Origin of the sequence: Pseudomonas iridis (genome assembly GCF_017980685.1) — a bacterium.
Taxonomy (GTDB): Bacteria; Pseudomonadota; Gammaproteobacteria; order Pseudomonadales; family Pseudomonadaceae; genus Aquipseudomonas; species Aquipseudomonas iridis.
The window spans coordinates 266,567-292,000 of record NZ_JACXXO010000005.1 but is presented as its reverse complement, the minus strand read 5'-3'; the positions used below and the strand labels follow the sequence as shown (position 1 = coordinate 292,000).

At 58.5% G+C, this 25,434-nt stretch carries 25 protein-coding genes, 1 tRNA gene and 2 pseudogenes; 10 read left to right on the top strand and 18 right to left on the bottom strand.

The window, feature by feature from the left end:
- Positions 1-237: 237 nt before the first annotated feature.
- From yghU to IEQ42_RS11970, 5 genes and pseudogenes are all read right to left on the bottom strand, one after another.
- A complete protein-coding gene (yghU, locus tag IEQ42_RS11990) occupies positions 238-1,077 on the bottom strand; it encodes a glutathione-dependent disulfide-bond oxidoreductase (RefSeq protein WP_210703676.1) in 840 nt (279 codons plus the stop codon).
- Between the two features lie 72 nt (positions 1,078-1,149).
- A pseudogene (locus IEQ42_RS11985) lies at positions 1,150-1,356 on the bottom strand (GFA family protein); the annotation flags it as partial.
- A gap of 75 nt (positions 1,357-1,431) precedes the next feature.
- Positions 1,432-1,821: a hypothetical protein gene (locus IEQ42_RS11980; protein ID WP_210703675.1), complete on the bottom strand. Its 390-nt coding sequence runs from the start codon at positions 1,819-1,821 to the stop codon at positions 1,432-1,434.
- Between the two features lie 44 nt (positions 1,822-1,865).
- On the bottom strand, positions 1,866-2,909 hold the full coding sequence (locus IEQ42_RS11975; protein ID WP_210703674.1) for an alpha/beta hydrolase family protein: 1,044 nt from the start codon (positions 2,907-2,909) through the stop codon (positions 1,866-1,868).
- Positions 2,910-2,985: 76 nt separating this feature from the next.
- The gene (locus tag IEQ42_RS11970) at positions 2,986-3,927 is read right to left on the bottom strand and encodes a LysR family transcriptional regulator (protein WP_210703673.1); all 942 of its coding nucleotides are present in this window, start codon (positions 3,925-3,927) and stop codon (positions 2,986-2,988) included.
- A gap of 124 nt (positions 3,928-4,051) precedes the next feature.
- Here IEQ42_RS11970 and IEQ42_RS11965 point away from each other — a divergent pair, with 124 nt between their 5' ends.
- The 3 genes from IEQ42_RS11965 to IEQ42_RS11955 all read left to right on the top strand — a co-directional run bounded on the left by IEQ42_RS11965 (position 4,052) and on the right by IEQ42_RS11955 (position 7,244).
- Positions 4,052-4,327: a DUF2798 domain-containing protein gene (locus IEQ42_RS11965; protein WP_047302133.1), complete on the top strand. Its 276-nt coding sequence runs from the start codon at positions 4,052-4,054 to the stop codon at positions 4,325-4,327.
- A 262-nt stretch (positions 4,328-4,589) separates the two neighbouring features.
- Positions 4,590-6,377 carry a thiamine pyrophosphate-requiring protein gene (locus tag IEQ42_RS11960; RefSeq protein ID WP_210703672.1) on the top strand — a complete coding sequence of 596 codons (1,788 nt, stop codon included), beginning with the start codon at positions 4,590-4,592 and terminating at the stop codon, positions 6,375-6,377.
- 117 nt (positions 6,378-6,494) lie between these two features.
- Positions 6,495-7,244, top strand: coding sequence for a DUF72 domain-containing protein (locus IEQ42_RS11955; protein WP_210703671.1), 750 nt, complete (start codon positions 6,495-6,497; stop codon positions 7,242-7,244).
- 49 nt (positions 7,245-7,293) lie between these two features.
- On the opposite strand, the gene IEQ42_RS11950 is transcribed toward IEQ42_RS11955, so the two are convergent.
- From IEQ42_RS11950 to IEQ42_RS11920, 7 genes are all read right to left on the bottom strand, one after another.
- On the bottom strand, positions 7,294-7,512 hold the full coding sequence (locus IEQ42_RS11950) for a hypothetical protein (RefSeq protein ID WP_150591635.1): 219 nt from the start codon (positions 7,510-7,512) through the stop codon (positions 7,294-7,296).
- A gap of 144 nt (positions 7,513-7,656) precedes the next feature.
- Positions 7,657-9,336: an MFS transporter gene (locus tag IEQ42_RS11945; RefSeq protein WP_210703670.1), complete on the bottom strand. Its 1,680-nt coding sequence runs from the start codon at positions 9,334-9,336 to the stop codon at positions 7,657-7,659.
- Positions 9,337-9,525: 189 nt separating this feature from the next.
- On the bottom strand, positions 9,526-10,293 hold the full coding sequence (gene phnE, locus IEQ42_RS11940) for a phosphonate ABC transporter, permease protein PhnE (protein WP_200617070.1): 768 nt from the start codon (positions 10,291-10,293) through the stop codon (positions 9,526-9,528).
- Positions 10,290-11,114, bottom strand: a complete 825-nt coding sequence (locus tag IEQ42_RS11935; RefSeq protein ID WP_210703669.1) for a PhnE/PtxC family ABC transporter permease — start codon at positions 11,112-11,114, stop codon at positions 10,290-10,292. Before IEQ42_RS11935 ends, phnE begins: the two co-directional genes overlap by 4 nt.
- Positions 11,108-11,905, bottom strand: coding sequence for a phosphonate ABC transporter ATP-binding protein (locus IEQ42_RS11930; protein WP_210703668.1), 798 nt, complete (start codon positions 11,903-11,905; stop codon positions 11,108-11,110). Before IEQ42_RS11930 ends, IEQ42_RS11935 begins: the two co-directional genes overlap by 7 nt.
- A complete protein-coding gene (locus tag IEQ42_RS11925) occupies positions 11,902-12,765 on the bottom strand; it encodes a putative selenate ABC transporter substrate-binding protein (RefSeq protein WP_150591641.1) in 864 nt (287 codons plus the stop codon). Before IEQ42_RS11925 ends, IEQ42_RS11930 begins: the two co-directional genes overlap by 4 nt.
- Before the next feature lie 250 nt (positions 12,766-13,015).
- A complete protein-coding gene (locus IEQ42_RS11920) occupies positions 13,016-13,417 on the bottom strand; it encodes a RidA family protein (protein ID WP_210703667.1) in 402 nt (133 codons plus the stop codon).
- 116 nt (positions 13,418-13,533) lie between these two features.
- Between IEQ42_RS11920 and IEQ42_RS11915 the strand changes: the two genes are divergently transcribed.
- The 3 genes from IEQ42_RS11915 (at position 13,534) to IEQ42_RS11905 (ending at position 16,822) form a co-directional block, all read left to right on the top strand.
- Positions 13,534-14,427 carry a LysR family transcriptional regulator gene (locus IEQ42_RS11915; protein WP_210703666.1) on the top strand — a complete coding sequence of 298 codons (894 nt, stop codon included), beginning with the start codon at positions 13,534-13,536 and terminating at the stop codon, positions 14,425-14,427.
- Positions 14,428-14,550: 123 nt separating this feature from the next.
- Positions 14,551-15,711, top strand: coding sequence for a radical SAM/SPASM domain-containing protein (locus tag IEQ42_RS11910; protein ID WP_210703665.1), 1,161 nt, complete (start codon positions 14,551-14,553; stop codon positions 15,709-15,711).
- Between the two features lie 85 nt (positions 15,712-15,796).
- Entirely contained in the window at positions 15,797-16,822 is a 1,026-nt protein-coding gene (locus IEQ42_RS11905; protein ID WP_210703664.1) for a GlxA family transcriptional regulator, read from the top strand.
- A gap of 480 nt (positions 16,823-17,302) precedes the next feature.
- Here the strand turns inward: IEQ42_RS11905 and IEQ42_RS11900 are convergent, their stop codons facing one another.
- On the bottom strand, positions 17,303-17,671 hold the full coding sequence (locus tag IEQ42_RS11900) for an endonuclease domain-containing protein (protein ID WP_210625152.1): 369 nt from the start codon (positions 17,669-17,671) through the stop codon (positions 17,303-17,305).
- Positions 17,672-18,339: 668 nt separating this feature from the next.
- Here IEQ42_RS11900 and IEQ42_RS11895 point away from each other — a divergent pair.
- Positions 18,340-18,705 (top strand): DUF6124 family protein, encoded by a 366-nt coding sequence (locus tag IEQ42_RS11895; RefSeq protein WP_210703663.1) that lies wholly within the window; start codon positions 18,340-18,342, stop codon positions 18,703-18,705.
- A gap of 105 nt (positions 18,706-18,810) precedes the next feature.
- Positions 18,811-19,170 carry a DUF6124 family protein gene (locus IEQ42_RS11890; RefSeq protein WP_210703662.1) on the top strand — a complete coding sequence of 120 codons (360 nt, stop codon included), beginning with the start codon at positions 18,811-18,813 and terminating at the stop codon, positions 19,168-19,170.
- Positions 19,171-19,241: 71 nt separating this feature from the next.
- Here IEQ42_RS11890 and IEQ42_RS11885 read toward each other — a convergent pair whose 3' ends face one another.
- On the bottom strand, positions 19,242-20,270 hold the full coding sequence (locus tag IEQ42_RS11885) for an alpha/beta fold hydrolase (protein WP_210703661.1): 1,029 nt from the start codon (positions 20,268-20,270) through the stop codon (positions 19,242-19,244).
- A 317-nt stretch (positions 20,271-20,587) separates the two neighbouring features.
- On the opposite strand from IEQ42_RS11885, the gene IEQ42_RS11880 reads away from it, so the two are divergent.
- Positions 20,588-20,662: transfer RNA gene (locus tag IEQ42_RS11880), tRNA-Gln, on the top strand.
- Between the two features lie 115 nt (positions 20,663-20,777).
- Here IEQ42_RS11880 and IEQ42_RS11875 read toward each other — a convergent pair.
- Together IEQ42_RS11875 and IEQ42_RS11870 are read right to left on the bottom strand one after the other, a co-directional pair.
- Positions 20,778-22,766 carry a peptidase U32 family protein gene (locus IEQ42_RS11875; RefSeq protein ID WP_210625155.1) on the bottom strand — a complete coding sequence of 663 codons (1,989 nt, stop codon included), beginning with the start codon at positions 22,764-22,766 and terminating at the stop codon, positions 20,778-20,780.
- Between the two features lie 309 nt (positions 22,767-23,075).
- The gene (locus IEQ42_RS11870) at positions 23,076-23,456 is read right to left on the bottom strand and encodes a RidA family protein (RefSeq protein ID WP_210703660.1); all 381 of its coding nucleotides are present in this window, start codon (positions 23,454-23,456) and stop codon (positions 23,076-23,078) included.
- A gap of 276 nt (positions 23,457-23,732) precedes the next feature.
- Here IEQ42_RS11870 and IEQ42_RS11865 point away from each other — a divergent pair, with 276 nt between their 5' ends.
- On the top strand, positions 23,733-24,146 hold the full coding sequence (locus tag IEQ42_RS11865) for a cupin domain-containing protein (protein WP_210703659.1): 414 nt from the start codon (positions 23,733-23,735) through the stop codon (positions 24,144-24,146).
- Positions 24,147-24,149: 3 nt separating this feature from the next.
- Here the strand turns inward: IEQ42_RS11865 and IEQ42_RS11860 are convergent, their stop codons facing one another.
- Positions 24,150-24,359 carry a hypothetical protein gene (locus IEQ42_RS11860; RefSeq protein WP_210703658.1) on the bottom strand — a complete coding sequence of 70 codons (210 nt, stop codon included), beginning with the start codon at positions 24,357-24,359 and terminating at the stop codon, positions 24,150-24,152.
- A 576-nt stretch (positions 24,360-24,935) separates the two neighbouring features.
- A pseudogene (locus IEQ42_RS11855) lies at positions 24,936-25,217 on the bottom strand (phage infection protein); the annotation flags it as partial.
- Positions 25,218-25,434: the final 217 nt, after the last annotated feature.

Below are 25,434 nucleotides of genomic sequence, written 5' to 3'. Positions count from 1 at the left end.
CCCAAGGATACTAAAGACGAATATGGTGCACATGCGTTTAGGAATTATTCGCATTAGTATGTCAGATTGATCCGCTCGGAGAAAGCCGTACGAGTCAGTTAGTTAACGAATTTTTCACATCTGGCTTATGACTTAACAGTCGCCGCCGGGGATTGGATGAAGGTAGGAGTTGAAAAAAAGGCCGATCAATTTGATTTTGATCGGCCGTTTTTAAACCAAAGGAGCGTTGCGCCAATATCAGCTCAAATCTTCAGTCTGATGCCGCTCGGGTACCTGGCTCGCCTCATCGCCCCACGTGCGGTTGACGCGCTGTCCACGGATGACGGCTGGTCGCTTGGCTATGTCTTCTGCCCAGCGCTGCACGTGAGTGTATTCATGGGCCGCGAGAAACTCTGCTGCCGAATAAACATTGTTGCGCACCAGTTGGCCGTACCACGGCCAGACTGCGATGTCGGCGATGGTGTAGCTGTCGCCAGCCAGATACGGGCTCTCGGCCAGACGCCGGTCGAGCACATCCAGTTGCCGCTTGGCTTCCATGGTGAAGCGATTGATCGGGTACTCCAGTTTCTCCGGCGCATAGGCGTAGAAGTGTCCGAACCCGCCGCCCAAATAAGGCGCCGAGCCCATCTGCCAGAACAGCCAGTTCAGGGTTTCGGTGCGTCCAGCCGGGTCTTCAGGCAGGAAGGCGCCGAACTTTTCCGCGAGATACAGCAGGATCGAGCCCGACTCGAAAACCCGAATCGGTGGCTCGACACTGCGGTCAAGCAGGGCAGGGATTTTCGAGTTCGGATTGATCTCGACAAAACCGCTGGAGAACTGATCGCCCTCGCCAATGCGGATCAGCCACGCGTCGTATTCGGCGGCGCTGTGCCCCAGCGCCAGCAACTCTTCGAGCAGGATGGTCACCTTTACCCCGTTGGGCGTGGCCAACGAGTAAAGCTGCAACGGATGCTTGCCAACCGGCAGCGTTTTCTCGTGCGTCGGCCCGGCAATCGGGCGGTTGATGCTGGCAAACTGGCCGCCGGACGCTGCTTCGTTTTTCCAGACCTTGGGCGGAACGTAGGGCGCATTGCTCATGAAAAAGACCTCATCGTTGCTGGCTGAGAATAGAGGGACACCGTAGGGAAAAATCTCGTTCCATTCAATGCGTCAGGATTGGCACTGTGGCCATTGATCCTGAATGTCATACCAGGAAGCTTTGGACATTACCTCGACATGCTTCTGTTTATCACTGGTGAAAGGCGTATCCAGCGTCCCCAGCGCTATCGAAATCCAGTCGGCAAAATCGCCCTGACGGCGTGACCAGAACAATGAAGAGCCGCAGTGAGCGCAGAATTGGCGCAGTATTGATTCAGAACAGGCAACTGCCCAGAAAGGCCTGGGGAAACTTCATTAAAGACCTCTTGGTTGAGTGGTGAACCCTGCGCACATTCATCTGGCGCGCAGATAGCGGATCCATTCAAGTGCTTTGCTGATAGCCCAGACAGCCAGAATTGAAAAGGCGATGGCGGTGACTGCCATCCCGATCAAACTCAAATCTGTTGTCAGCTGGACGTAGGCTGCAAGGGATAACGCGAGCGCCACGTAGCCAGCCGTGATGTTCTGCCGTGCGATCAATATCAGCGGGATCATCAAGACGAAGAACGCATGCAATGTGATGGTAATGAGTATTTCAGCGATTAACTCAACCGGGATACTGCCCAATGTCGCCTGAGCGATGATTATTTCGCTGTCGTACATAAACAGTTGCAGCGCGGCCACAGCAGCGGCAGCGATGGCTACCGCAGGTAATGCGGCTTTTTTCGAAATGTTCATCGGCATGTTGTTCCCGAAAGAGAGAGCGGTATGTTTCTGGTCATGTTTCTTCAATGACCTGCAGGCTGATCCAAAAACTCGCTGATCAGCGTAATAACCTGCTGTTGGAGCACCTCACGCGGACGTCCACCCTCGCCATCGGTGCAGATGATGCCATCACCGGGCACGTCCTCTTCGAGCATGGCTATCGCGCCCGGTTTGCACAGCGACAGAAAGCTGAAATGGCTGGCATCGCCAATTTCAACGTACTGGCTCGAAGTTTTGGGCAGACGCTTGGCCAGGTCGGCGGACTCCAACTCGGCCGGCAGATCTTCCGACGGCACGCCCGCTGCGATCACCAACACCGGCACCGGCAGCGCTGCAAGGCTGGCATCCGTGAAGCCGCGGGACAAACCCAGGTCCAATGCCACCACGGCAGTGACGCGCTTGTCGCGTAAATCGGCGGCGAGTCTGACCTTTGATGCCGGGTTGCTCGCGGGATTCATGGTTTGGTAAACGCCGCAACTGGCTAACTTCAGATGAACGCGGCAGTCGCGGGCAAACAGGTCCGTGTCGAAACGCGCGCCGGCGATTTCCATTGCTGTCCAGCCGCCAACTGAATGACCGATAACGGCAATACGCCGCGTCGCGACTTCACCAAATTTTGCCGGCTGAGCCGTCACCGCATCAATGGCCCGGCCAATGTCTGCGGGACGCTGCCATAGCTGCGCGGCTGCTTGTGGGCTACGGTCATGCGTGGTGCTACCGGGATGATTGACCGCCGCAACGATGTACCCCTGATGCGCCAGCGCGCTGGCCAGCCATGCCTGGTTAGTCCAATTGCCGCGATACCCGTGGGAAAGCACCACCAATGGGTGTTCGCCTTCAGCCGGTGCTGCGTTTTCGACAGACAGGACACCGACAAATGCAGGATTGTCGGCGATCAACTTGGGGACACTGGTGGTTGCACGGGAAGGGTACCAAACGACCATTTCCAACGGACGGATGTTGTCCGTGTCGGGCAGTGTTGAACGCTGGAAACCGATAGGCGTGTCGTCAGCGAATGCGTGGGTGCTCAGGCAGAGCAGAAGCAGGGCGCGGAAAGCCTTTTTCATTGTTTTTATCTTCCATGATGAGCCTCGATTGGCGATGTGGACTTTGCCTTAGTCCACATGTTTCAGCGAGTCTCTTTTAGCGCCCCGATGACACCTGTTCCATCGGCCAGCGCAGCGTCAAGTGTTCGATTAAATAGTCCATGAACGCTTTGACCTTCGGCGTCATTGCCGCGCGCTCTTGCACGCAGGCGTAAATCTCCATGGGTTCGACAACGGCATGTTTTGCGCCGTGACGGGTTTCGAACAGTGGCAGCAGTTGACCGCTGGCGATGTAACGCGCCGCCACGAACTCCGCCAGACGCGTGATGCCGGCGCCGCTGATTGCCATCTGCGCCAGTGCGTCGATATCGTCGCTGATTGCTGTGGCATTGATATTGGCCTCGTAACGCTGGCCGTCGCGCAGAAAACTCCAGCGCAGAAATCGCCCATCAAGAGGATAACGAAACGCCAGGCATGCATGGTTTTGCAGGTCGTGCGGTGATTGCGGCACGCCTGCACGTTCGAGATAGGCGGGGGCGGCACACAGGATGAAGGGCAGCGACACGATCTTGCGCGCGACAATGCCTTCTTCCAGTTGCGGCTTGATCCGCAGGCTCAGATCAATGCCATCCTGAATGTGGCTGATCTTGCCGTCGGTGGTCTGCAGCTCAAGCAGCAGGCGCGGATGCTGTGCGGCGAAACCGGCGATCAGCGGTGCGAGCACATGCCGGCCGAATGCAGAGGTCGAGGCAATGCTCAGTCGCCCCTGCAGTTCGGTTTCTTCATTGCTGATTGAGCTTTGCGCCGACTCCAGATCTGCCGCGATGCGCTTGACCTTTTCGTAGTACACCGCGCCGTTTTCAGTCAGCGCCATGCTCCGCGTCGTGCGTTGCAGCAAGCGCACGCCGAGATGCGCCTCCAGACGATTGATCGTCTGGCTCACCGCCGCTGCACTGACGCCCAGGGTTTTGGCTGCACCGACAATGGAGCCCGATTCGACCACTTTGATAAAACTGGCAATTGCCGTTAACAAGTTCATCCATGGCCTGACGGGAAGAGGATTCGTAAGTAATGCTTTATAAAGTACCTGTCGTTGGTCGTCTAGTTGAGGGCAAAGGGCTTTGCTAAGGTGCCCGCTCCCTGTCAATGGATGCAAAAGCCATATGAATCAAAGAACAAGCTCCGATGCCCTGTATGTCAGCCGTCGCAAGCTGTCAGCGCGTGCCACACCCTATGTGTTTGCGTTGTACATGGCGACGATCATGGCGTTTCTGATGTCTCTGGTGATCACCGCCGCCAATTCCGGCATTGATAACGACTATCTGAGTAATGCGCTGCACGCTTACAAACTGGCGATGCCGGTGGCATTCCTGTGCATCCTCTTCGTTCGGCCCATCGTGATCAAACTGGTGGCGTGGACGGTGCATCCGCATCGGTGAGGTTCATTCGTCTCAATATTGCCTGACCGCACCCTCATGCTCTTGCACCGGATCGCTCTCGGGGAACGGCAAATTTTCAATACTCTGCAGCTGCTCCCGGTTCGGCGCGTCCCGACAGATGTCGGCGTGTTGCCCAGGCGGATAGGCACCGACCACCAGAAAGTCGAAACTTCGCCACCAACCCGACTGTCCAGACCCTTACAACTTCCGGCGGATGCGCTGCCGGAAAGCTCCATGCACCGGTGAAAGGCGAGGCACAACGATGACGATGACAGTAGGAGATTTTCTGGTTGAGCGGCTCAGCCAATGGGGCGTCACGCGGATCTTTGGTTATCCGGGCGACGGCATCAATGGCGTGTTCGGCGCGCTCGACCGAGCCAACGGAAAGATCGAATTCATACAGGCACGCCATGAAGAAATGGCCGCGTTCATGGCTTCGGCGCATGCCAAGTTCACCGGTGAGCTGGGGGTTTGTATCGCCACTTCGGGCCCCGGCGCTTCGCACCTGATCACCGGCCTCTACGATGCGCGGATGGACCACATGCCGGTGCTGGCAATTGTCGGTCAGCAGGCGCGCACCGCGTTGGGCAGTCACTACCAGCAGGAACTGGATCTGGTTTCGATGTTCAAGGACGTCGCTGGCGCGTTTGTGCAGCAGGCATCGGCGCCCTCGCAGGTCCGCCATCTGCTTGACCGCGCGGTGCGCACGGCGATTGGCGAACGTCGCGTCACCGCGATCATCCTGCCCAATGATTTGCAGGATCTGGCCTATGAGGCACCAGCGCGTGCGCATGGCACCGCACATTCCGGTGTCGGCTACAGCAAGCCGAAAATCATGCCTTACGAGGCAGATTTGCAGCGTGCGGCAGACGTGCTGAATGCCGGGGGAAAGGTCGCAATCCTGGTCGGCGCCGGTGCGCTGGAGGCGACTGACGAAGTCATCGCCGTGGCCGAAAAACTCGGTGCCGGTGTCGCCAAAGCGCTGCTCGGCAAAGCCGTGCTGCCCGACGATTTGCCGTGGGTCACGGGCAGCATCGGCCTGCTCGGCACCGAACCCAGCTACAAGTTGATGGCCGAGTGCGACACCTTGCTGATGGTCGGCTCGGGTTTCCCGTATTCAGAATTCCTGCCCAAGGAAGGCCAGGCGCGCGGTGTGCAGATCGATTTGCAGCCCGACATGCTCAGCCTGCGCTATCCGATGGAGGTCAATCTGCAAGGCGACGCGGCAGAAACACTGGCCGCGTTGCTGCCGCTGCTCGAACAGAAAAGCTCGGGCAAATGGCGCAAGAAAGTTGAAGGGTGGCGCGGCACTTGGGAGAAAACCCTGGAAAAGCGTGCCATGGTCAAAGCCAAACCGATTAATCCGCAACGGGTGGTGTACGAGTTGTCGCCGCGCCTGCCGGATCAGGCGATCGTCACCAGCGACTCGGGTTCATGTGCCAACTGGTACGCGCGCGACTTGAAGATTCGTCGGGGCATGAAGTGTTCGTTGTCCGGTGGACTGGCCTCAATGGGCGCCGCCGTGCCTTACGCCATCGCGGCCAAATTCGCTTATCCCGAGCGCTCGGTCATCGCGCTGGTGGGCGACGGTGCGATGCAGATGAACAACATGGCCGAACTGATCACCGTCGCCAAATACTGGCGGCAATGGGCGAGCCCGAAATGGATCTGCGCCGTCTTCAACAACGAAGACCTCAATCAGGTCACCTGGGAGCAGCGGGTGATGGAGGGCGATCCGAAATTCGAGGCGTCGCAGAGCATCCCCGACGTGCCTTATCACTTGTTCGCCATTTCCATTGGCCTGAAGGGCATTTTCGTTGATCGTGAAGAAGACGTTGCGGGCGCCTGGGAACAGGCACTCGCCTCGGACGTGCCAGTGCTGATCGAGTTCAAGACCGACCCGAACGTGCCGCCATTGCCACCGCACATCAAGCTTGAACAGGCGAAGAAATTCGCCACGACGTTGCTCAAGGGTGATCCGGATGAGGCGGGCGTTATCGTGCAAACCGCCAAGCAGGTATTGAGTTCAGTGCTCCCCGGCAAAAAGTAACCTGAAGGCCAGACAGGCCCCTGTAGGAGCTGCCGCAGGCTGCGATCTTTAAGATCAAAAGATCGCAGCCTGCGGCAGCTCCTACACGGGGCGACGCAGTATCTGGAGGGAATCGATTTGATTTACATAGGCTGCGCAGGCTGGAGTCTGGGGCGCGAGCATTGGCCAGCGTTCCCGATTGAAGGCACGCACCTGCAACGCTATGCCGCGCAATTCAACAGCGTGGAAATCAACAGTTCGTTCTATCGCCCGCATCGCCGGCAGACCTACCAACGCTGGGCCGATTCGGTGCCAGACGGCTTTCGCTTTTCAGTGAAGATCCCCAAACACATCAGCCATGAGCTGTGCCTGGCAGGCAGTGAGACGGCGCTCGATGATTTCTTTGAACAATGCAGGGGCCTAGGCGATCGCCTCGGTTGTTTGTTGGTGCAGTTGCCCCCGTCACTGGCGTTTGATGACGTAATTGCCCAAGGGTTTTTCAGCGCATTGCGCGAGCGTTTTGCCGGGGCGGTGGTGCTTGAACCGCGTCACGCGTCGTGGCTTGCTGCCGAGCCGTTGTTGATGGCTCATCAGATTGCTCAAGCGGCGGTCGATCCCTCGCGCATCGGCAGTGACTCGTCTGCGAGTGGATGGACCGGCATTCAGTACTGGCGATTGCACGGTTCGCCGCGCATTTACCACAGCGCCTACGATTTGCCGTACCTGCAAAGACTTGCGCAGACGTTGCATATCGCAAGTGCCGAAGGCGGCTCGACCTGGTGCATCTTCGACAATACCGCCAGCGGCGCCGCGATCGGCAATGCGTTGACCCTGGCGAAGGAGCTCAACCAGTACGCGGCCATGACGCCGTCGAAACCCTCTCCCTGAGGGAGAGGGCTGGGGTGAGGGGGAAAGTCGAACGGACATCGCAAAAATCTCAGTTCCCGTCCGCCACCTTGCGCTCAATCTCATCGACCTTGCGTTGCAGCTCTTCGGCATCCTGTTCCTTGACCCGAGTGGAGGAGGGCGTGATGACCTCGTCCACAGCCTTGGTGTCATCGTCTCTGTCCGCCAGATCACGCTCGACCACATTTACTGGTTTGCCGGACGTATCGGTGGGCGGGGCATTCGGGGTTTTGCTGTCGTTGCTGTTCATATCGCTGACCTCCGTTGGTGTAAAACATTGGAGGAGGCGCAAAGGTGAGCGTTCGATTTTTCTACGAATCGCCAAATGAATCGAAGCAAAGAACCCATGTAGGAGCTGCCGCAGGCTGCGGCAGCTCCTGCACGCGGATCAGCGTCAATCCTTGAGAATGTCGCGATCCTTGGTTTCCGGCAGGAAGAACGTGCCGAGTATCGCCGTCATCACCGCAATCACGATCGGGTACCACAGCCCGTAGTAGATATCACCTGTGGCCGCGACCATCGCGAAAGCCACGGTCGGCAGGAACCCGCCGAACCAGCCGTTACCAATGTGATAGGGCAGCGACATCGAGGTGTAGCGGATGCGGGTCGGGAACAGCTCGACCAGCCACGCCGCAATCGGGCCGTACACCATGGTCACGTAGATCACCAGAATGGTCAGCAGCAGCAACATCATCGGGTAATTGGTTTTCGCCGGATCGGCTTTCTCCGGGTAGCCCGCTTCCTTCAGTGCGTTGCTCAGATTGGCGGTAAACGAATCGTTGCGCGCCTTGAAGTCAGCGGCGGGCAGGGTGCTGCCCTCGAAGCTCTCGACGACCTTGTCACCGATGCGCACCTGCGCGACGGTGCCGGGCTCGGCCTCGACGTTCTCGTAAGGGATCGCGCGTTTCGCCAGCAGGGTCTTGGCCAGGTCGCAGGAACTGGTGAATCTGGCCTTGCCCACCGGGTCGAACTGGAACGAGCACTGATCCGAATTGGCGATCACCTTGACCGGGTTTTTCTCTTGGGCGATGAACACGTCGGGGTTACCGTACTGGGTCAACGCATGGAAGATCGGGAAGTAAGTCAGCGCTGCCAGAATGCAGCCGACCATGATGATCGGCTTGCGGCCGATGCGGTCGGACAGGCTACCGAAGATCACGAAGAACGGCGTGCCGATCAACAGTGATCCGGCGATCAACAGGTTGGCGGTCTGAGGGTCGATCTTCAGCGTCTGCAACAGGAAAAACAGCGCGTAGAACTGCCCGGTGTACCAAACCACCGCCTGACCGGCCGTACCGCCGAGCAGCGACATGATCACCACTTTGAGGTTGTCCCAGCGCGCGAAGGATTCAGTCAGCGGCGCCTTGGAGGCCTTGCCTTCAGCCTTCATCTTCTGGAACACCGGCGACTCGCTCAGTTGCAGGCGGATGTACACCGAAACGATCAGCAGCAGGATCGACAGCAGGAACGGTATCCGCCAGCCCCAGGCTTCGAACGCTTCGGTGCCCAGCGCGGTGCGGCAGGCGAGGATCACCAGCAGCGACATGAACAGGCCCAGGGTCGCGGTGGTTTGAATCCATGAAGTGAAAAAGCCGCGTCTGCCCGGTGGCGCATGTTCGGCCACGTAAGTCGCCGCGCCACCGTACTCACCGCCCAGCGCCAGGCCTTGCAGCAGGCGCAGGGTGATCAGGATGACTGGCGCGGCGACACCGATGGTTGCGTAGCCGGGCAGCAAACCGACGATGGCCGTGGACACACCCATGATCACAATGGTGATCAGGAACGTGTGTTTGCGCCCGATCATGTCGCCGAGCCGGCCAAACACGATGGCGCCGAACGGCCGCACGGCAAACCCGGCGGCGAACGCCAGCAAAGCGAAGATGAACGCAGTGGTCTCGTTGACGCCGGCAAAAAAGTGCTTGGCGATGATCGCCGCCAGTGAGCCATAGAGGTAAAAGTCGTACCACTCGAACACCGTGCCCAGGGACGAAGCGAAGATGACCTTGCGCTCCTCCTTGGTGATGCCGCCGCTGCGAGGTGGATTGCCTGTGGGTGTCGTGTCGATTGTGGCCATGGGTGTACTCCGTCGTGCTTGTTTTTTAGGCCGGAGTCCCCCAATAACGCTCTATCGCACTCTGGCCTTGTGGCGTATGCCGCAATTGCTGTCGCGTGAAACTTGCACAGTCTGACCGCCTCGCGGGTGTGCGAGGTTTCCTGAAGCATAATCAGCTTCTGACAGATATCCACTCGCCAGCATCCGGACTTACGCCTTCACCCAGCGCTGGCGGCTCCACGCACTCAACCAGTCCACCGCAAACACCAGCACCAGCATCGCCAGAATCACCGTGCTGGCCTGTGCTTCCTGAAACAGGCTGAGGCTCACATACAGCATCTGCCCCAATCCGCCCGCGCCGACAAAACCCAGCACGCTGGCCATGCGGATGTTGTTTTCCCAGCGGTACAGGACGTAGGCGAGCAGTTGTGGGGCGAGGTTGGGCAGGGTGCCGTAGCAGAAGGCGAGGACGGGGTTACCGCCCTGCAAGCGGATCGCTTCGGCCGGTTGCGGCGGGGTGTTTTCCAGCGCTTCGGCGAACAAGCGGCCCAGCACGCCGGTGGTGTGCAGGGCGAGGGCCAGCGTTCCGGCGTTCGGGCCCAGCCCGGCGGCGAGCACCATCAACGCGGCCCAGACCAGTTCCGGAATCGCCCGCAGAGCATTGAGCAGCCATCGCGAAGCACTGCGCAGCGGCCAGCCGAAACGTCCGGCCGCGGGCAGGGCGAGGACGATGCCCAGCAGCGCGGCGAGCAGGGTGCCGAGCGCCGACATGGCGAGGGTTTCCAGCGAGCCATGGAGGATCGCTTTCAAGTAATCGGCGCTCAGATCCGGGCTGAGAAAGCGCTGCACATACGCGCCCATCTGTTTCAGGCTGGTGGCACTGCCGAGCTCGCCTAGGTCGAGCCCTAAGTAGATGAACGAAGCGATGACGGCCACGCCGATGCCGGCGATCAGCAGCAGATTGATCAGACGATTCATGCCAGCCTCCAGCGCAGCAAACGGCTGAGTTGATCGGCCACCAGCACCAGCAGCAGGAACGTCAGCAGAATGCTCGCGACCTCACCGCCGGCGAACATGCGGATCGACAGGTCAATTTGCTGACCCAGGCCACCGGCGCCAACAAAACCCATCACCACCGAAGCGCGGATCGCACACTCCCAGCGATAGACCGTGTACGAGAGCAATTCCCCGGCGACATTCGGCAGGATTCCATAAGCAAAACTCGCCAGTCGACCGCTGCCCGACTGCAACAGCGCGTGCGCCGGACGCTGGTCGGTGGATTCGAAAATCTCTGCGTAGACCTTGCCGAGCATGCCGCTGTAGGTGATCGCAATCGCCAGCACGCCCGCCGCCGGGCCGAGGCCCACGGCGCGCACGAACAATAGCGCCCAGACGATTTCCGGCACGCTGCGCAGGAAGATCAGCAACCCACGAACCGGCCAGCGCAACAACCGACCGAAACGACTAGGCACGCCACCCCGCGAAGCGGCAGATAGCGACAAGGCACGGCTGGCAAGCAAACCGGCGGGCACGGCCAGCAGCAGCGCCAACGCCATGCCCGCCGTGGCAATCGCCAGGGTTTGCAGCGTGGCCTTGAACAATAACTGCAAAAAATCTTCATCGTGGGCGGGCGGCCAGAACTGCGCGACAAACCGGCCCATTTCATTCTGACTGTCGGGCAGCAGCACGCCCAGATTCAGCTCGCTGAGCTGGATTCCCGGCCACAGCACCGCAATCGCCAAAACCGTCAGCAGCAGACGCGGCCACGCCGCAGGATCGCGTGAATCGGCTTTCAGCATCGTGGAATCTGCACAGGCAAAGGCGCAACTGCCGAGGGCGGCGATTGCAGATGTTCATTGGCGTACAGCGCGTCGAGCATGTCGTGGCTGACTTGATCGGCAGGGCTGTCGAACAGAATCTGCCCGTCACGCAAGCCGATGATGCGCGGGAAGTGCGACAGCGCGAGATCCACCGCATGCAGGCTCGCCACCAGCGTGACGTTATGTTCGCGGGCATGACGCGACAGCACCGTCAGCGTGTGCCCGGCCATGACCGGGTCCATCGCCGAAACCGGCTCATCAGCCAACAGAATCTCCGGCGCCTGATACAGCACCCGGGCGATGCCGACGCGCTGCAACTGGCCACCGGATAATTGCTGGCAGTGGGCGAACAATTTATCGCCCAGATCGAGCCGTGCCAATGCCGCGCGGGCGCCGGGTACGTCGAGTGGATGCAGCAGGTTCAGCAGGCTTTTACCCAAACTCCATTGTCCGAGCTTGCCGGCCAGCACGGCTGTGACCACGCGCTGGCGCAGCGGCAGGGGCGGCGCCTGATGCACCAGGCCAATACGCGCGCGCAGGCGTTGTCGCTGGCGGGCAGACAAGTGCCAGGCGCGTTCGCCGAGCACTTCGATCTCGCCGCTGCCGGGCCGCAGTGCGGTGGCCAGCAGGTTGAGCAAACTCGATTTACCGGCCCCGGACGGGCCGATGATCGCGACTTGTTCGCCGACGCCAATCTGCAAGTCGATGCCGCGCAGGGCATCGACTCCATTGGCGTGGCGCAGGCTGACGTGGGTGAGGCGTAGCGTCATTTCAGCAAATCGGCAGCGCGGGCGGCTTCCTCGATGCCCTTGTAGTTCTCAGGCTTGGTGTCGATGAAACGGCTGGCAGCCTGCAGATCGAGAATCTTCTTCTGTTCAGGGTTGGCCGGATCCAGATCGAGGAAAGCTTTTTTGATCTTCGCCGCCAGCGCCGGGTCGAGTGTGCCGCGCACAGTCCAGTTGTAATCGAAGTACGACGGGGTGGTGGCGAATACTTTGACCTTGTTGGTGTCGACCTTGCCGGCGTCCACCAGTTTCTGCCAGACACTGGCGTTCAACACACCGGCGTCGACCTTGCCAGCCTGCACCCAGGCAACCGTGGCGTCGTGGGCGCCGGAGTAAGCGACGCGGCTGAAATACGCCTCAGGCTTGATACCGTCATTTTTCAGCATGAAGTAACGCGGCATCAGGCTGCCGGAAGTCGACGACACGGAACCGAAAGCGAAGGTCTTGCCCTTCAGATCGGCCAGGCTTTTGACGTTCGGGTCGGCGGTGATGAATTTGCTGGTGAATTGCGCATCCTGTTCGCGCTGCACCAGCGGAATCACCGGGGTAGTGGCGTCGGTCTTCAAGCGCGCCTGCACGAACGTGAAACCACCCAGCCAGGCCATGTCGAGACGGTCGGTGGCCAAGGCTTCAACCACTGCCGGGTAATCGGCCACCGGAACGAACTGCACCTTCATGCCCAATTGCTGTTCCAGATACGCACCCAGTGGCTCGAACTTGCGCAACAGTTCGGTCGGCGCTTCATCAGGAATGGCGCTGACCTTCAATACATCAGCGGCTTGCGCCACCAGCGCGGAAAGGGACAGGGCCAGGCCGGCCGTCAGTGCCAGGGTTCGTTTGAGCATGGAATTCTCCGTTTCGTGAGCGTCAAAGTCGAAGCGCCGCCGTTGTGCAGTCGAGGCTGGGCGCAAAGTCAGGTTAGACGAAACGGCGAGGTTATACGCATTTGAGGGTTTAAAGGCCAGCGCGCATCAGCGTTGGTCACACTTGATGCACCCCGACGACCCCTGTAGGAGCTGCGGCACGCTGCGATCTTTTGATCTTGTTGTTAAAGATCAAAAGATCGCAGCGTGCCGCAGCTCCTACAAAGGGCAATCAGTGCTTTTCGGGGAGTCTGGCGATCACCTTGATCTCGAAGTCGAAACCATACAGCCAGGTCACCCCAACGGCGGTAACGGTCGGATGCGGCGCCTCGCCCCAGAACTCGGTCAGCACGATGTTCCAGATCGTCTCGAACTTCGATTGCGGATCAACCATGAAAAGGGTGACGTCGACCACATCCTCGAACGTGCAACCGGCCTCGTCGAGAATCGCGTTCAGGTTATTGAAAGCCTGACGCACCTGGTTCTGCAGATCCGGCTCGGGTGTACCGTCCTCCGTACTGCCGACTTGGCCCGAGACAAACAGAAAACCGTTGGAGCGGATCGCCGGTGAGTAGCGATGGCGCTCGTAAAGGGTTCGGCGGGTAGGTGGGAAAACAACATCGCGCTGTGTCATGGGGGGGGGCTCCATCAATGAGGTGATGGCCAAACTTTAGGGATTTGCAGGTGCGCGATAAACGCGCAAGCTTGGCGTTAACTGTTTGTGAAACCCAAACAATCGGAAGCCGAGCAATGGACCGTTTTGATGCAATGCAGGCGTTTGCACGGGTGGTCGAGGCGGGGAGCTTCACCAAAGCCGCCGAAACCCTGCACATGAGCAAGACCACCGTGACGCAACTGGTCCAGCAGTTGGAGGCGCGGTTGCGGGTCAAATTGCTCAACCGCACCACGCGCAAGGTCAATGTCACGGCTGACGGTGCGGCGTATTACCAGCGCGTGATCAAGTTGCTGGCCGACATGGAGGACGCCGAAACGAGCCTGCCCGGTGCCTCGGTATCGCCACGAGGACGATTGCGCGTGGATGTGCCGAGCCCGTTCGCTCGCTTGATTCTGATCCCGGCATTGCCCGAATTTCACGCGCGGTATCCAGACATTCAGATCGACATGGGCGTCAGCGATCGCATCGTCGATATCATCGATGAAAACGTCGACTGCGTGGTGCGCGGCGGCGAGTTGCTGGACCAGTCACTGATGGCGCGCAAGGTTGCGGATCTGCAATTGGGCGTGTTTGCCGCGCCCGACTACCTCGCTCGCTCCGGCACGCCGATGCATCCGCAGGAGCTGGAAGATTCCCATCATCGCGTGGTTGCGTTCCTGTGGGCACGCACCGGCAAGCCCATGCCGTATGCCCTGCATAACGATAAGCAAAGCCTGCAGATCAAGGGTCGCCATGTGTTGGCAGTCGACGACGGCAATGCCTACCTTGCGGCGGGTCTGGCCGGCATGGGCGTGTTGTGGCTGCCCAGGTACATGTCCGACGGCCCGGTGGCGCGCGGCGAGCTAGTGCCGCTGTTCGAGGACTGGCAACTTGAATCGATGCCTCTCTACATAGCGTATCCGCCGAACCGGCATATCAGTCTCAAGTTGCGAGTATTTATCGATTGGGTTGTGGAGTTAATGGCATAGCAGGCGTCTGGTGCGCTTTTTGCTTGGACGTGCTCAATGTCGTCAAATAACTAACACATCCGGCAACCCGAAAGCCTGCGGCGTTGACCAGAGTAGCGTTGAGCTCAAGGAGCTTTACTCATCATGAACATGTACATCGATATCGTCGGCGCCTGCAATCTGAGCTGCCCCTCTTGCCCGATGGGCAATTCGGAAAACCTAAACTTCAAAAAAGCCATGCAACTCGACATGTTCCGGCAGATCGTCGAGAAGGCCAAACGCGAAGGCGTTCGGGCGATTTTTCTCTACAACTGGACTGAGCCTTTGGTGCATCCGAAGATCGGCGAGTTCATCGAGATCATCAATGCGGCCGGCATGAACAGTGGCGTCAGCACTAACCTGAACCTGGCCAAGAACATGGAAAAGGCCTTGTTGGCCGAGCCGGGTTTCTTCCGTATTTCGCTGTCAGGGTTTTACCAGGAGACCTACGCGAAGGGGCATGTAGGGGGGGATATCGAAGTTGTAAAACAGAACATGATCACGCTGAGTGAAATCGTGCAGCGCCATGGTCTGAACACCCATGTCGAGGTTTATTACCATCGGTATCTGGACAACCTGGCAGAAGAAGCACTGATGCGCGAGTTCAGTGAGCGTCTCGGCTTTACATTCAGCACGGGTTATTCCGTGATGATGCCGCTGGAGAAGGCGCTGGCCATTGTCGAACGCGACCCTTCCGTGACCGACACTGACCACGAGACCCTGAAAAGGCTGGCATTGCCGCCTTACGATGATCTGGTCAATGTCGTACAACACTTCCACAAGCAAGCGTGCACACTCAAAGATGACTGGTTGGTGATCGACTGCAACGGCAATACAGTGCTTTGCTGCACCATCTTCAATCAAAGCGAATATCAGGTCGGAAAGTATCTGGACATCAATGTCGACGAATTGATGACGCGTAAAAACACGCAGAAAAACTGTGTCGACATGTGCAATCGGTGCGTAAAGAAGGGGATGCACATCTACGCGATGTACCCCGGCAAGGGCGTGCTTGAAAGTCATGCAATCAATCGCATGATCGATTTCCAGCAACGCACCATTGCGGGTTTGCCGATTGATAGCGAGCAACTCGGCCGGGCCGGCGAGGTCAGTTCCGAAAATTTCGATGAAGCCCAATACCTTCAACTGAACGATGACGTGCGCCACGCCGTTTCCACCGGCGCTTTCACCAGCGGCTATCAGCACTACGTGCTCTTCGGTCGCCTGGAAGGGCGAGTGGGCGCCGGGCTTTTTTCAGCGCTGTAAACGCAGTCAGGACGCCCCAGTAGCAACAGGCGTGATTGACTCCGGCGCGGTTCAGGCCAACTATCGGCGCATAACAACATGACCGATGGACCACACCTTGATCGAACGACGTCAATTCAGCGGAGGCATGAAGGGCAAAAACCTCCGCTATCTGAATGAGCAATCCGCTGACCAGACCCGCGTGACACGCGCGGGTTTTTTACTGCTTGAACACTTTTCGCTGCCGGCCTTCACCCAGGCGCTGGACACGATCATCACCAGCAATCTGTTGCGCGCAGAGCTGTTTTCTACGCGCACGTTTGGCTTGAGTGAAGCTGAGGTCGTCAGCGATCTGGGATTGGTGATTCGGCCAGATGCGCGGATTGATCTGGCGGCACTTCAGAATCTGGATTTGTTGGTGGTGTGCGGCGGTTATCGAACCGAACTGCGCGCCAGTGACGAGTTCATCAGCCTGTTGAAAGCAGCAGCTGAACGCGGTGTCAGCCTCGCCGGTTTGTGGAATGGCGCGTGGTTTCTAGGCCGCGCCGGATTGCTCGACGGCTATCGTTGCGCGATCCACCCGGAACACCGCCCGGCACTGACCGAAATCGCCAAGACCACCCACGTCAGCAGCGAACCCTACGTCATCGACCGCGACCGACTCACGGCATCGAGCCCGTCGGGGGCGTTTCACATGGCACTGGACTGGATCAAGAACCTCCACGGCAAGGCCCTGGTCGAGGGCGTCGAGGATATCCTCGCCTTCGAGGAATCGCGCTATCGACGGATCAAACCTGATGAAAACATCTGCGTCAGCGCACCGCTGCGTGAAGTGGTGAAGCTGATGGATGCCAACCTCGAAGAACCGTTGGAACTGGAGCAACTGGCAGTCTATGCCGGCCGCTCCCGGCGGCAGTTGGAGCGCCTGTTCAAGGAACAACTCGGCACCACGCCGCAGCGCTATTACCTGGAGTTGCGCATCACCGAAGCTCGGCGTTTGCTGCAACACACTGAGCTGTCGCAGGTGGAAGTGCTGGTGGCGTGCGGGTTTGTTTCGCCGAGTCATTTCAGTAAGTGCTATAGCTCGTATTTCGGGTATCGACCTTCGAAGGAAAAACGACTGGTCAAATAGCTCGAGCTGTTACTAACCCGAGTTCACCCGATATCCCAAGTCGGCGTAGCGCCCCCCATTCAACTCGGTCAGTTCCCTCTCCCTCCGGGCGGTCCGACGTGTCGGGAGGGCTAGGGTGAGAGGCTTTTTTCGGCGATTTGGCGGGCGCGCAGCTTTTGCCGGAACAGGTGTTCGCAATCAGTTTGATGGGCGCGCAAATGGCGGGCGAATTGGGCGAGGGTGGGGCGATTGTGCATGCTTCACGATCCTTGCGAAGTTGATGGGAATTTAACTGTAGACCACTTTCCCTCACCCCAGCCCTCTCCCTGAGGGAGAGGGGGCCGACCGAGATGTCTTACGTCATACATCGACCTGAAGCTCCGAGTCGATTATGGATTCGGTAGTTCACTGTCAGTTCGATCGCGGATTCGGTGTTGCACTTTCAGATCGACGTATTGCTGAAGCATCGCACGGTCAGTCCCCTCTCCCTCCGGGAGAGGGCTAGGGTGAGGGGGCTTTTCGATCCGCCGCGGTCTTTATAATCTGCTCCAGCACATCCCCCATCTGCTGAATCACCTCTAAGTTACTGAACCGCACAACTTCAATGCCCTGCCGCTGAAGAAACAATGTCCGGCGCTGGTCGTGAATCACGCCCGCTGATTCATAGTGCTGACCACCATCCAGTTCGATGGCCAGTTTCAGTTCGACGCAATAAAAATCCAGGACGTATGGCGGGCAGGGGAATTGCCTGCGGAATTTCAAGTTGGCGATTTGGCGGGCGCGCAGCTTTTGCCAGAGCAGGTGTTCGCAATCAGTTTGATTGGTACGCAAATGACGGGCGAATTGGGCGAGGGTGGGGCGATTGTGCATGCTTCACGATCCTTGTGAAGTTGATGGAGATTTAACTGTAGACCAATTTCCCTCACCCCAGCCCTCCCGAAACGTCGGACCGCCCAGAGGTAGAGGGGGCCGACCGAGATGTCTTGCGTCATACATCGACCTGAAGGACCGAGTCGATTATGGATTCGGCGCAGCGCTGCAATGTCGATCATGGATTCGGCAGTGCACTTTCAGGTCGATTATGGATTCGGCATTGCACTGTCAGGTCGACGTATTTCTGAAGCATCGCACGGTCAGTGCCCTCTCCCTCCGGGAGAGGGCTAGGGTGAGGGGCTCTTCTAAACACCACCCCGCACGCACGTTTAACTTACACCAACTGTTACGCCATAAAGGCTACAAAACCTTGTGCCTTTACCTACGCATACGCCAGAATCCGCCGGCTTGTGCGCTTTGCCCTCGGACTCTATCGTTTACCTGCCACTGCCTATCAGTGGTCGGGTTTAGTAGCCCGTTTGGTATTAGTAAGCGCACGAGTTCCATTCAGTCAGGCATGCCTATTCCTGCACTTGATGGTGGTTGTGCGCAGGGCGCTCTCGGGCGCGCCGGTTTTGCTAATTCCACCGGTCTACTAACCTGCGCACAGCTGCCTCCCTTCTTTTAGTAGAGAAAGGATGCGGCCCTACTTTTGGAATTAGACAATGTTCAAAATCACGCCCAACCCGCCAGAAACCGATCCAATCCCCTACGACGCCGCGCTCGAACCTCAAAACATCAAAGAGGCAACAGAACGCGCGATCAACTTCTATCTCAATCCCTCGGCATTGAAGACTTCAATCCCCACACGCAAGACCGGCCGAATCTACCTCATCGACCCCACGGTGGATGACGAAACGCTGCTCGTCGAGGCCTACGAAACCTTGTCGTCCGCCAGTGACATGGCGCGTGAGTTCGCCGAGTTGATGGAGGGGCCGTATCGCAAAAAGATGCTGGTGCTGCAGCAGGTGATCATGCTCAGCGAACTGGTGGTCGGGCGAATCCTGGATAACCAGCGCTTGCCGCAATAGTCACTATGCGGATGAGAGAGGGGGCTTGCTCCCTCACTGCACACAAGCGTCTACGGTCGCGATCGTAACGCTTCAGGCTTTCTGGCTCTTATGGAGTTTCAGCTGATGTCCAAGACACCCGAACCACCCGTCACAGATCCGGCATCGCCGTACGTATCACCCAACTCAAGAAAACTCCACGAAGCGGCAGAGCGTGCGCTTGACCATTACCTGCTGCCAGCTGCCGGGATCATGGCAACACCCTATACGCCCAGCACTATGTTCATGGTCAACCCGCAGTCCGACGCCGAGTCTTTGCTGACCAATGCCAGCGGCTCTTTAGCGTCTGCCACGGTCATGCTCGGTAATTTTGCAGGGCTGCTGGAAGGGTCGAACCGCCATACCTTGTTGGGTATCGCGCAAGTGGTCATGTTGGGAGAGTTGGCGGTCAACAAGGCGTTGGATATCGTTGTGCCAACGGAGTAATCACGCACGTTAGCCATTAAGCAGTCAGCCTGAGCGGTTGACTGCTTTTTTGTGCGGGTAGGGGAAGACTTTTAAAGGTGATCCGCATCAATCACAGCCTTGGCAAACGCCTGCGGATCTTCCTGCGGTAAGTTGTGGCCAATGCCACCGTTGATCAGCCGAAACTGGTACTTGCCGGTAAAGCGCTTGGCGTAATCCTCCGGCGCCGGGTGCGGTGCACCGTTGGCGTCGCCTTCCAGGGTGATGGTCGGCACGCTGATCGATGGGGCGGTGGCCAGTTTCTGCTCCAGCGCCGCGTATTTCGCCTCGCCCTGCACCAGGCCCAGACGCCAGCGGTAATTGAACACGGTGATGTCGACGTGATCAGGGTTCTCCAGCGCTTTGGCGGAGCGATCGAAGGCTGCGTCATCGAATTTCCACTGCGGCGAAGCGGTTTGCCAGATCAGCCTGGCGAAGTCGTGGGTGTTCTTCGCATAGCCCGCGCGGCCGCGGTCGGTGGCGAAGTAGAACTGATACCACCACTGCAATTCAGCCTTGGGCGGCAGCGGGTTCTGCCCGGCCGCCTGATTGCCGATCAGGTAGCCGCTGACCGACACCAGCGCCTTGACCCGTTCCGGCCACAGCGCCGAGACGATGTCCGCCGAGCGTGCGCCCCAGTCATAACCGCCGAGCACCGCTTGCTTGATCTTCAGCGCATCCATGAAGTCGATGACGTCACTGGCCAGCGCCGCTGGTTGGCCGTTGCGCAGGGTGTCTTTGGAGAGGAACTGCGTATCGCCATAACCCCGCGCATACGGCATCAATACGCGATAACCCTTGGCCGCGAGCAATGGCGCGACTTCATCGTAGCTGTGAATGTCGTAGGGCCAGCCGTGCAACAGAATCACCACCGGGCCGTTGGCCGGACCGGTTTCGGCATAAGCGACGTCCAGCACACCCGCCTTCACATGCTTCAGCGGACCGAACGGCGAGGGCGCGGAATAGCTCGCAGCCGCAGGTTCTGCGGTTTGGGCTTGAGCCGTACCCAAAGCGCCGAACAACGACAGCGCCAGAATCGAAAGTCTGAATGCGGTTTTGCGGGTGTGCAGTGCCATTTTCATGATGACGTCTCCTGTGCGAACTGTTGGTTGAGGGTTGCGAATGAACCCGTCAAACCTTGAGTGCATTTGAGCGCCGGGACGTATCTGGCCTGTGTCGAAGAGGGGCGATGTTGAAATCCGCTGTATCGCGGCGGGGTATGTACACAGTGTGATACACGCGCCAAACGGGCCGATCATTGGGCTAAATCCGGCCAAGAAAATAAGTCGCTGTTTTAAAACAAAAAATATTTCATTTCGGGCTTCCCAAACGTAACGAATGTTGATAAATTGCGCCCCGTTCTTGCAGTGATCCTCACGGAGCCGCTGACAAGTGCTGTAGGGGCGTCGCCAAGCGGTAAGGCAGCAGGTTTTGATCCTGCCATGCGTTGGTTCGAATCCAGCCGCCCCTGCCATCTATCAAAAAACGCCAACTTCGAAAGAAGTTGGCGTTTTTTTATGCCTGCGAATCTGGCCTCAATGGAGCAGGGCAGGCGTGCGCGGCGCCGAAGCACCGCGCACGCCGACCACTCAGTGCGGTGCGCGCGGGATGGTTTTCATCAGGTCTTCAGGGCTGATGTGGCCCACCACGCTGCCCAGTTGCGGCAGGTTGAGGATGTGGCCTTTCATTTTGCCGATGATGTGCATCTCGCACGGCTTGCAGTCGAACTTCAGCGTCAGCACTTCATCGCCGTGGATCAACTGCATCGGCGCGACTTTGGTACGCACGCCGGTCACGCCTTTGGCCTGTTTCGGGCACAGGTTGAAGGAGAAACGCAGACAATGTTTGGTGATCATCACCGGCACTTCGCCTGCTTCTTCGTGCGCTTCGTACGCCGCGTCGATCAGCTTCACGCCGTGACGATGGTAGAAGTCGCGCGCTTTCTGGTTGTAGACGTTGGCGAGGAACGTCAGGTGCGAATCCGGGTACACCGGTGGCGGCGTGGTTTCGGCTTTGCGGCCGCCGCGCGGATGAGCGGCAACGCGGGCAGCGGTCAGCGCTTCGATCACTTCACGGCGCAGGGATTTGAGCTGCGAGTTAGGGATGAAGAATGCCTGTGGCGCATCGAGTTTGATGTCGGTGGCGTGGTACTGCGTGGTGCCGAGTTGGCCGAGCAAATCGCGCAACTGCTCCAGTGCCTGCTCAGGTTTGTTGGCAACGCCAAACGGACCGTTCAGGGTGACGCTGGCGCTGATGCCTTCTTCACTGGTGGCGGTGACTTCCAGCTGCTCTTCACGCAGACGTGCAGCCCAGCTCAGGGCCACGCGACGCTCGGAAGAGGTTTTTTGCAGCGCCTGCTGCCAGTTGTGATCGAGGTTGCGATTCAACGGGTGGTTCGGACGCAGTTTGTACAGGCCTTCCGGCATTTCGTTGGGCTCGACGCGGTAGCGGTAACGCTTCTCGCCGTCTTCTTCGAACTCGCCTTTAGGCTCGGCGATGTTGGCGCGGAAACCGACCACTTCACGCTTGACCAGTACGTTCAGACCGTCGCCGTTGGACAGCGGTTCGTGGGTCACGACCTGCATGTCACGCTTGCCGACTTTCTCGACCGTGCCCACCGGCAAACCGGTAAAGGTCGGCGAATCGAAGGCGCCGATGTCGATCTTGCGATCAGTCACGAAGTAATCGGTGCTGCCGCGGTGGAAGGTTTTTTCCGGATCGGGCACGAAGAAGTGCGCGGTGCGGCCGCTGGAAGCGCGGGCCAGGTCCGGGCGATCTTCGAGCACGTCGTCGAGGCGCTGACGGTAATAGGCGGTGATGTTCTTCACGTAGCCCATGTCTTTGTAGCGACCTTCGATCTTGAACGAGCGCACACCGGCTTCGACCAGGGCGCGGATGTTGGCGCTCTGGTTGTTGTCCTTCATCGACAGCAGGTGTTTCTCGTAGGCGATCACGCCACCCTTTTCGTCTTTAAGGGTGTACGGCAAGCGACAGGCCTGGGAGCAATCGCCACGGTTGGCGCTGCGCCCGGTCTGCGCGTGGGAAATGTTGCACTGACCGGAGAACGCCACGCACAACGCGCCGTGAATGAAGAACTCGACGGCGGCGTCGGTTTCATCGGCGATCGCGCGGATTTCCTGCAGATTGAGTTCGCGAGCCAGCACCAATTGCGAGAAGCCGGCCTGATCGAGGAACTTCGCCCGTTCAAGCGTACGAATGTCGGTCTGGGTCGAGGCGTGCAACTCGATCGGCGGAATGTCCAGCTCCATCACACCCAGATCCTGGACGATCAATGCATCGACCCCGGCGTCGTACAACTGATGGATCAGCTTGCGCGCCGGCTCCAGTTCGTTGTCGTGCAGGATCGTGTTGATGGTGGTGAAGATGCGCGCATGATATTTGCGGGCGAACTCCACCAACTCGGCGATCTCGCTCACTTCGTTGCATGCGTTATGGCGGGCGCCGAAGCTTGGGCCACCAATGTACACGGCGTCGGCGCCGTGCAGGATCGCCTCGCGGGCAATGGCCACGTCGCGGGCAGGGCTGAGCAATTCCAGATGATGCTTGGGCAAGGACATAGTTTTTTTTAGTCAGGCTGTCACGGTTGAGGCGCGCATTGTAGCCCCGAAATGCGCGCCGGGCACGCCCGTGCTGCCCGATGGCAGATGCCACCCTGCCAAACCCAGTGGGGGCAAGGTTGCTCGCGAAGGGGGAGGCACATCCAGCATCAATGTTGCCTGACCCACCGCCATCGCGGGCAAGCCCGCTCCCACAGTGATTTGTGCCATACACAGATCTCGCGACCACCGCAAAACCCTGTGGGAGCGGGCTTGCCCGCGATGGCGGTGGATCAGTCAATAAAGATGTCGACTATCAGTGCATCGCGATCAGGCCTTGGCAGCCATCGCTGTCACTTCCACGCGCATGCCTTCAACGGCCAGCGAGGCAACGCCAACCGCCGCCCGCACCGGCCAAGGTTTGGCGAAGAAGCGCTTGTAAACTTCGTTGAACGCGGCACGGTCAGCCATGTCGGTGAGGTAGATGGTCAGATGCATGACCCGGTCCATCGAACTGCCCGCACGTTCCAGTGCAACTTTCAGCGCTTGCAGAGTGCATTCGCTTTGCTCGGTGATGCCGCCCAGTTCCAGGCTGCCATCGGCGCGGGTTGGAATCTGGGTGGAAACCATGATCCCGCCGAAGGTCGCGACGTCGGAGGAAATGGACCCGGCATCCGGATCGGGCGTGAAGGTGATGTCTTGGTTGGCCATGTGGGTCCCTTGTCTGTGCGAGTAAAGATCGCCGCAGTTTACAGATTCGTTGCCGACATGGCCCGTTTGGTCAATCGAATGGAGGCCAGTCACGCTTCGCACCTCAGGGGCGGTCGCTCCCGCACAGACAGAAAGACGAAACGTTTGTATAAGCGTGTATCAATCCCGGCCGGGTACACACGCCAATAACAAACCAAGGATTCACGACACATCAGCACTACAAGCCCTGTTCAAAGTGGCGTCACCACACACCACTGAGTTTGAGAGGGCAACATCATGCGCCGTCCATTGTTCCTGACTACTGCCGCCATACTTGCTTCGATGATCGGCATCGCACACGCCGCCGATACGCAGCCCAAAAGCTGGCAGCAAGGCCTGAGCCGAACTGATCTGGTTCGCCAGGACCTCGGCGCCGCCGACCGCGAAGTGATTCAGGCACGAGTCGATTTTGAACCTGGCGTGACCTCGCCACGCCATGCGCATCCGGGCGTGGAAGTCGCGTACGTGATCAGCGGCACATTTGAATATCAACTTGAGGGCAGGGCGCCCGTGACGCTGAAGGCCGGTGATTCGCTGTTCATTCCGGAGGGTGTGGCGCATATCGCCAAGTACATCGGTACTGACAAGGGCTCGGAGTTGGCGACTTACATTGTGAAGAAGGGCGACCCGCTGTTGATTCTCAAACCGTAGGGTTTAGTGCAGTGTCACAACCCGGCGGCTCTCGCCAATCCGGATCCGGTCGAGCGCACGGTTTAGTGCATCAAGTGCGTCGAGAAGAGCTTTGGCTTCCGCTTCTCGACCATCACCCCACAAGCGCTCGGCCATTTTGTTTAGCGCCTGGATCGATCGCTCGATGTCTGCGGCGGTTGCGGGCTCTTTACTGGCCGGTTGTTTCCTGGGCATTCGGTGACTTTCCTGCAAAACGGGTAGCTGCCGTTTTAGCACGATGCCTGCGTGCCGTGAAGTTCAAGGCAACATGGCGCCAACGTGCTTTAACTTTTTTAATCATGCTTTTAACAAAGGTTTACATCAGGTTTTTAATGCGGTCGATATAGTTTGCGTAACTAACGCGATGCAGAGAAAGTGGTAATGCAGTCGAGCAACAATCGAAACCCTGAACTAATAAAGATTCGACGGCTGTTCGCCACGCCTCTTGCAAGTATTCAGTTCCCCCGATGCATGAACCAATCCACAACATAGCCTGCCGCCGCGATGCCTATCCTGATTTATCTCTGGACAAGGTCGCTTTTGGCCATTGCAGACGGACGAGAACGACTGCTATTGCCCGAAAACGACCCAGCAGAACGCCTGCTGACGGCTGCTCTCTACCGGCCATGTCTCCACGCAGCTTGCTGGTCTGATACGGTGCACATGACTGGTCAGGTCGAATATAAATGGAGAAAGTCAGTGCAATTACCCATAAAAAAACCCGGCTGATCAGACCGGGTTTTCAGGTATCGCGGTGACGCGATTTGTTTATGCAGCGCGGCTTTCGATCAGACGGTCCGAGCCACCTTCAGCAACGCGTTTATCGATCAGACGATCCGAGCCGCCTTCGGCAACGCGTTTTTCGATCAGACGGTCCGAGCCACCTTCGGCAACGCGTTTTTCGATCAGACGATCCGAGCCACCTTCGGCAACGCGGCGTTCAATCAGCCGATCCGAGCCGCCTTCAGCGACAACCGGGTGAGTCGAGGTTGCGGCGAAAGCGTTAACTGCAAAAACCGAGAAAGCGATGCTGAGGATGGTTTGGCGTTTCATGATCGTGTGCTCCGGGGTGTTTTTGGTTGGTATGGAGCAGATGTTACGCCGCGGATTTTTTAAGAGAACTTCATTACCTTGATGGTGACCATCAATGGCATTGATTGGGCGAGCGGCCGGCCTCTGGTGAGCGGGACGAGAGGGGGCAGCCTTCGCAATCGGCATGTATCCGAGCGTTGATTACATTGCGTAGCAACTGTAATGCGCGACACCTCCA

Coding starts and splice junctions, on each gene's coding strand:
- yghU (WP_210703676.1), bottom strand. CDS start 1,077: ATGAGCAATGCGCCCTACGTTCCGCCCAAGGTCTGGAAAAACGAAGCA.
- IEQ42_RS11980 (WP_210703675.1), bottom strand. CDS start 1,821: ATGCCGATGAACATTTCGAAAAAAGCCGCATTACCTGCGGTAGCCATC.
- IEQ42_RS11975 (WP_210703674.1), bottom strand. CDS start 2,909: ATGAAAAAGGCTTTCCGCGCCCTGCTTCTGCTCTGCCTGAGCACCCAC.
- IEQ42_RS11970 (WP_210703673.1), bottom strand. CDS start 3,927: ATGAACTTGTTAACGGCAATTGCCAGTTTTATCAAAGTGGTCGAATCG.
- IEQ42_RS11965 (WP_047302133.1), top strand. CDS start 4,052: ATGAATCAAAGAACAAGCTCCGATGCCCTGTATGTCAGCCGTCGCAAG.
- IEQ42_RS11960 (WP_210703672.1), top strand. CDS start 4,590: ATGACGATGACAGTAGGAGATTTTCTGGTTGAGCGGCTCAGCCAATGG.
- IEQ42_RS11950 (WP_150591635.1), bottom strand. CDS start 7,512: ATGAACAGCAACGACAGCAAAACCCCGAATGCCCCGCCCACCGATACG.
- IEQ42_RS11945 (WP_210703670.1), bottom strand. CDS start 9,336: ATGGCCACAATCGACACGACACCCACAGGCAATCCACCTCGCAGCGGC.
- phnE (WP_200617070.1), bottom strand. CDS start 10,293: ATGAATCGTCTGATCAATCTGCTGCTGATCGCCGGCATCGGCGTGGCC.
- IEQ42_RS11935 (WP_210703669.1), bottom strand. CDS start 11,114: ATGCTGAAAGCCGATTCACGCGATCCTGCGGCGTGGCCGCGTCTGCTG.
- IEQ42_RS11930 (WP_210703668.1), bottom strand. CDS start 11,905: ATGACGCTACGCCTCACCCACGTCAGCCTGCGCCACGCCAATGGAGTC.
- IEQ42_RS11925 (WP_150591641.1), bottom strand. CDS start 12,765: ATGCTCAAACGAACCCTGGCACTGACGGCCGGCCTGGCCCTGTCCCTT.
- IEQ42_RS11920 (WP_210703667.1), bottom strand. CDS start 13,417: ATGACACAGCGCGATGTTGTTTTCCCACCTACCCGCCGAACCCTTTAC.
- IEQ42_RS11915 (WP_210703666.1), top strand. CDS start 13,534: ATGGACCGTTTTGATGCAATGCAGGCGTTTGCACGGGTGGTCGAGGCG.
- IEQ42_RS11910 (WP_210703665.1), top strand. CDS start 14,551: ATGAACATGTACATCGATATCGTCGGCGCCTGCAATCTGAGCTGCCCC.
- IEQ42_RS11905 (WP_210703664.1), top strand. CDS start 15,797: ATGGACCACACCTTGATCGAACGACGTCAATTCAGCGGAGGCATGAAG.
- IEQ42_RS11900 (WP_210625152.1), bottom strand. CDS start 17,671: ATGCACAATCGCCCCACCCTCGCCCAATTCGCCCGTCATTTGCGTACC.
- IEQ42_RS11895 (WP_210703663.1), top strand. CDS start 18,340: ATGTTCAAAATCACGCCCAACCCGCCAGAAACCGATCCAATCCCCTAC.
- IEQ42_RS11890 (WP_210703662.1), top strand. CDS start 18,811: ATGTCCAAGACACCCGAACCACCCGTCACAGATCCGGCATCGCCGTAC.
- IEQ42_RS11885 (WP_210703661.1), bottom strand. CDS start 20,270: ATGAAAATGGCACTGCACACCCGCAAAACCGCATTCAGACTTTCGATT.
- IEQ42_RS11875 (WP_210625155.1), bottom strand. CDS start 22,766: ATGTCCTTGCCCAAGCATCATCTGGAATTGCTCAGCCCTGCCCGCGAC.
- IEQ42_RS11870 (WP_210703660.1), bottom strand. CDS start 23,456: ATGGCCAACCAAGACATCACCTTCACGCCCGATCCGGATGCCGGGTCC.
- IEQ42_RS11865 (WP_210703659.1), top strand. CDS start 23,733: ATGCGCCGTCCATTGTTCCTGACTACTGCCGCCATACTTGCTTCGATG.
- IEQ42_RS11860 (WP_210703658.1), bottom strand. CDS start 24,359: ATGCCCAGGAAACAACCGGCCAGTAAAGAGCCCGCAACCGCCGCAGAC.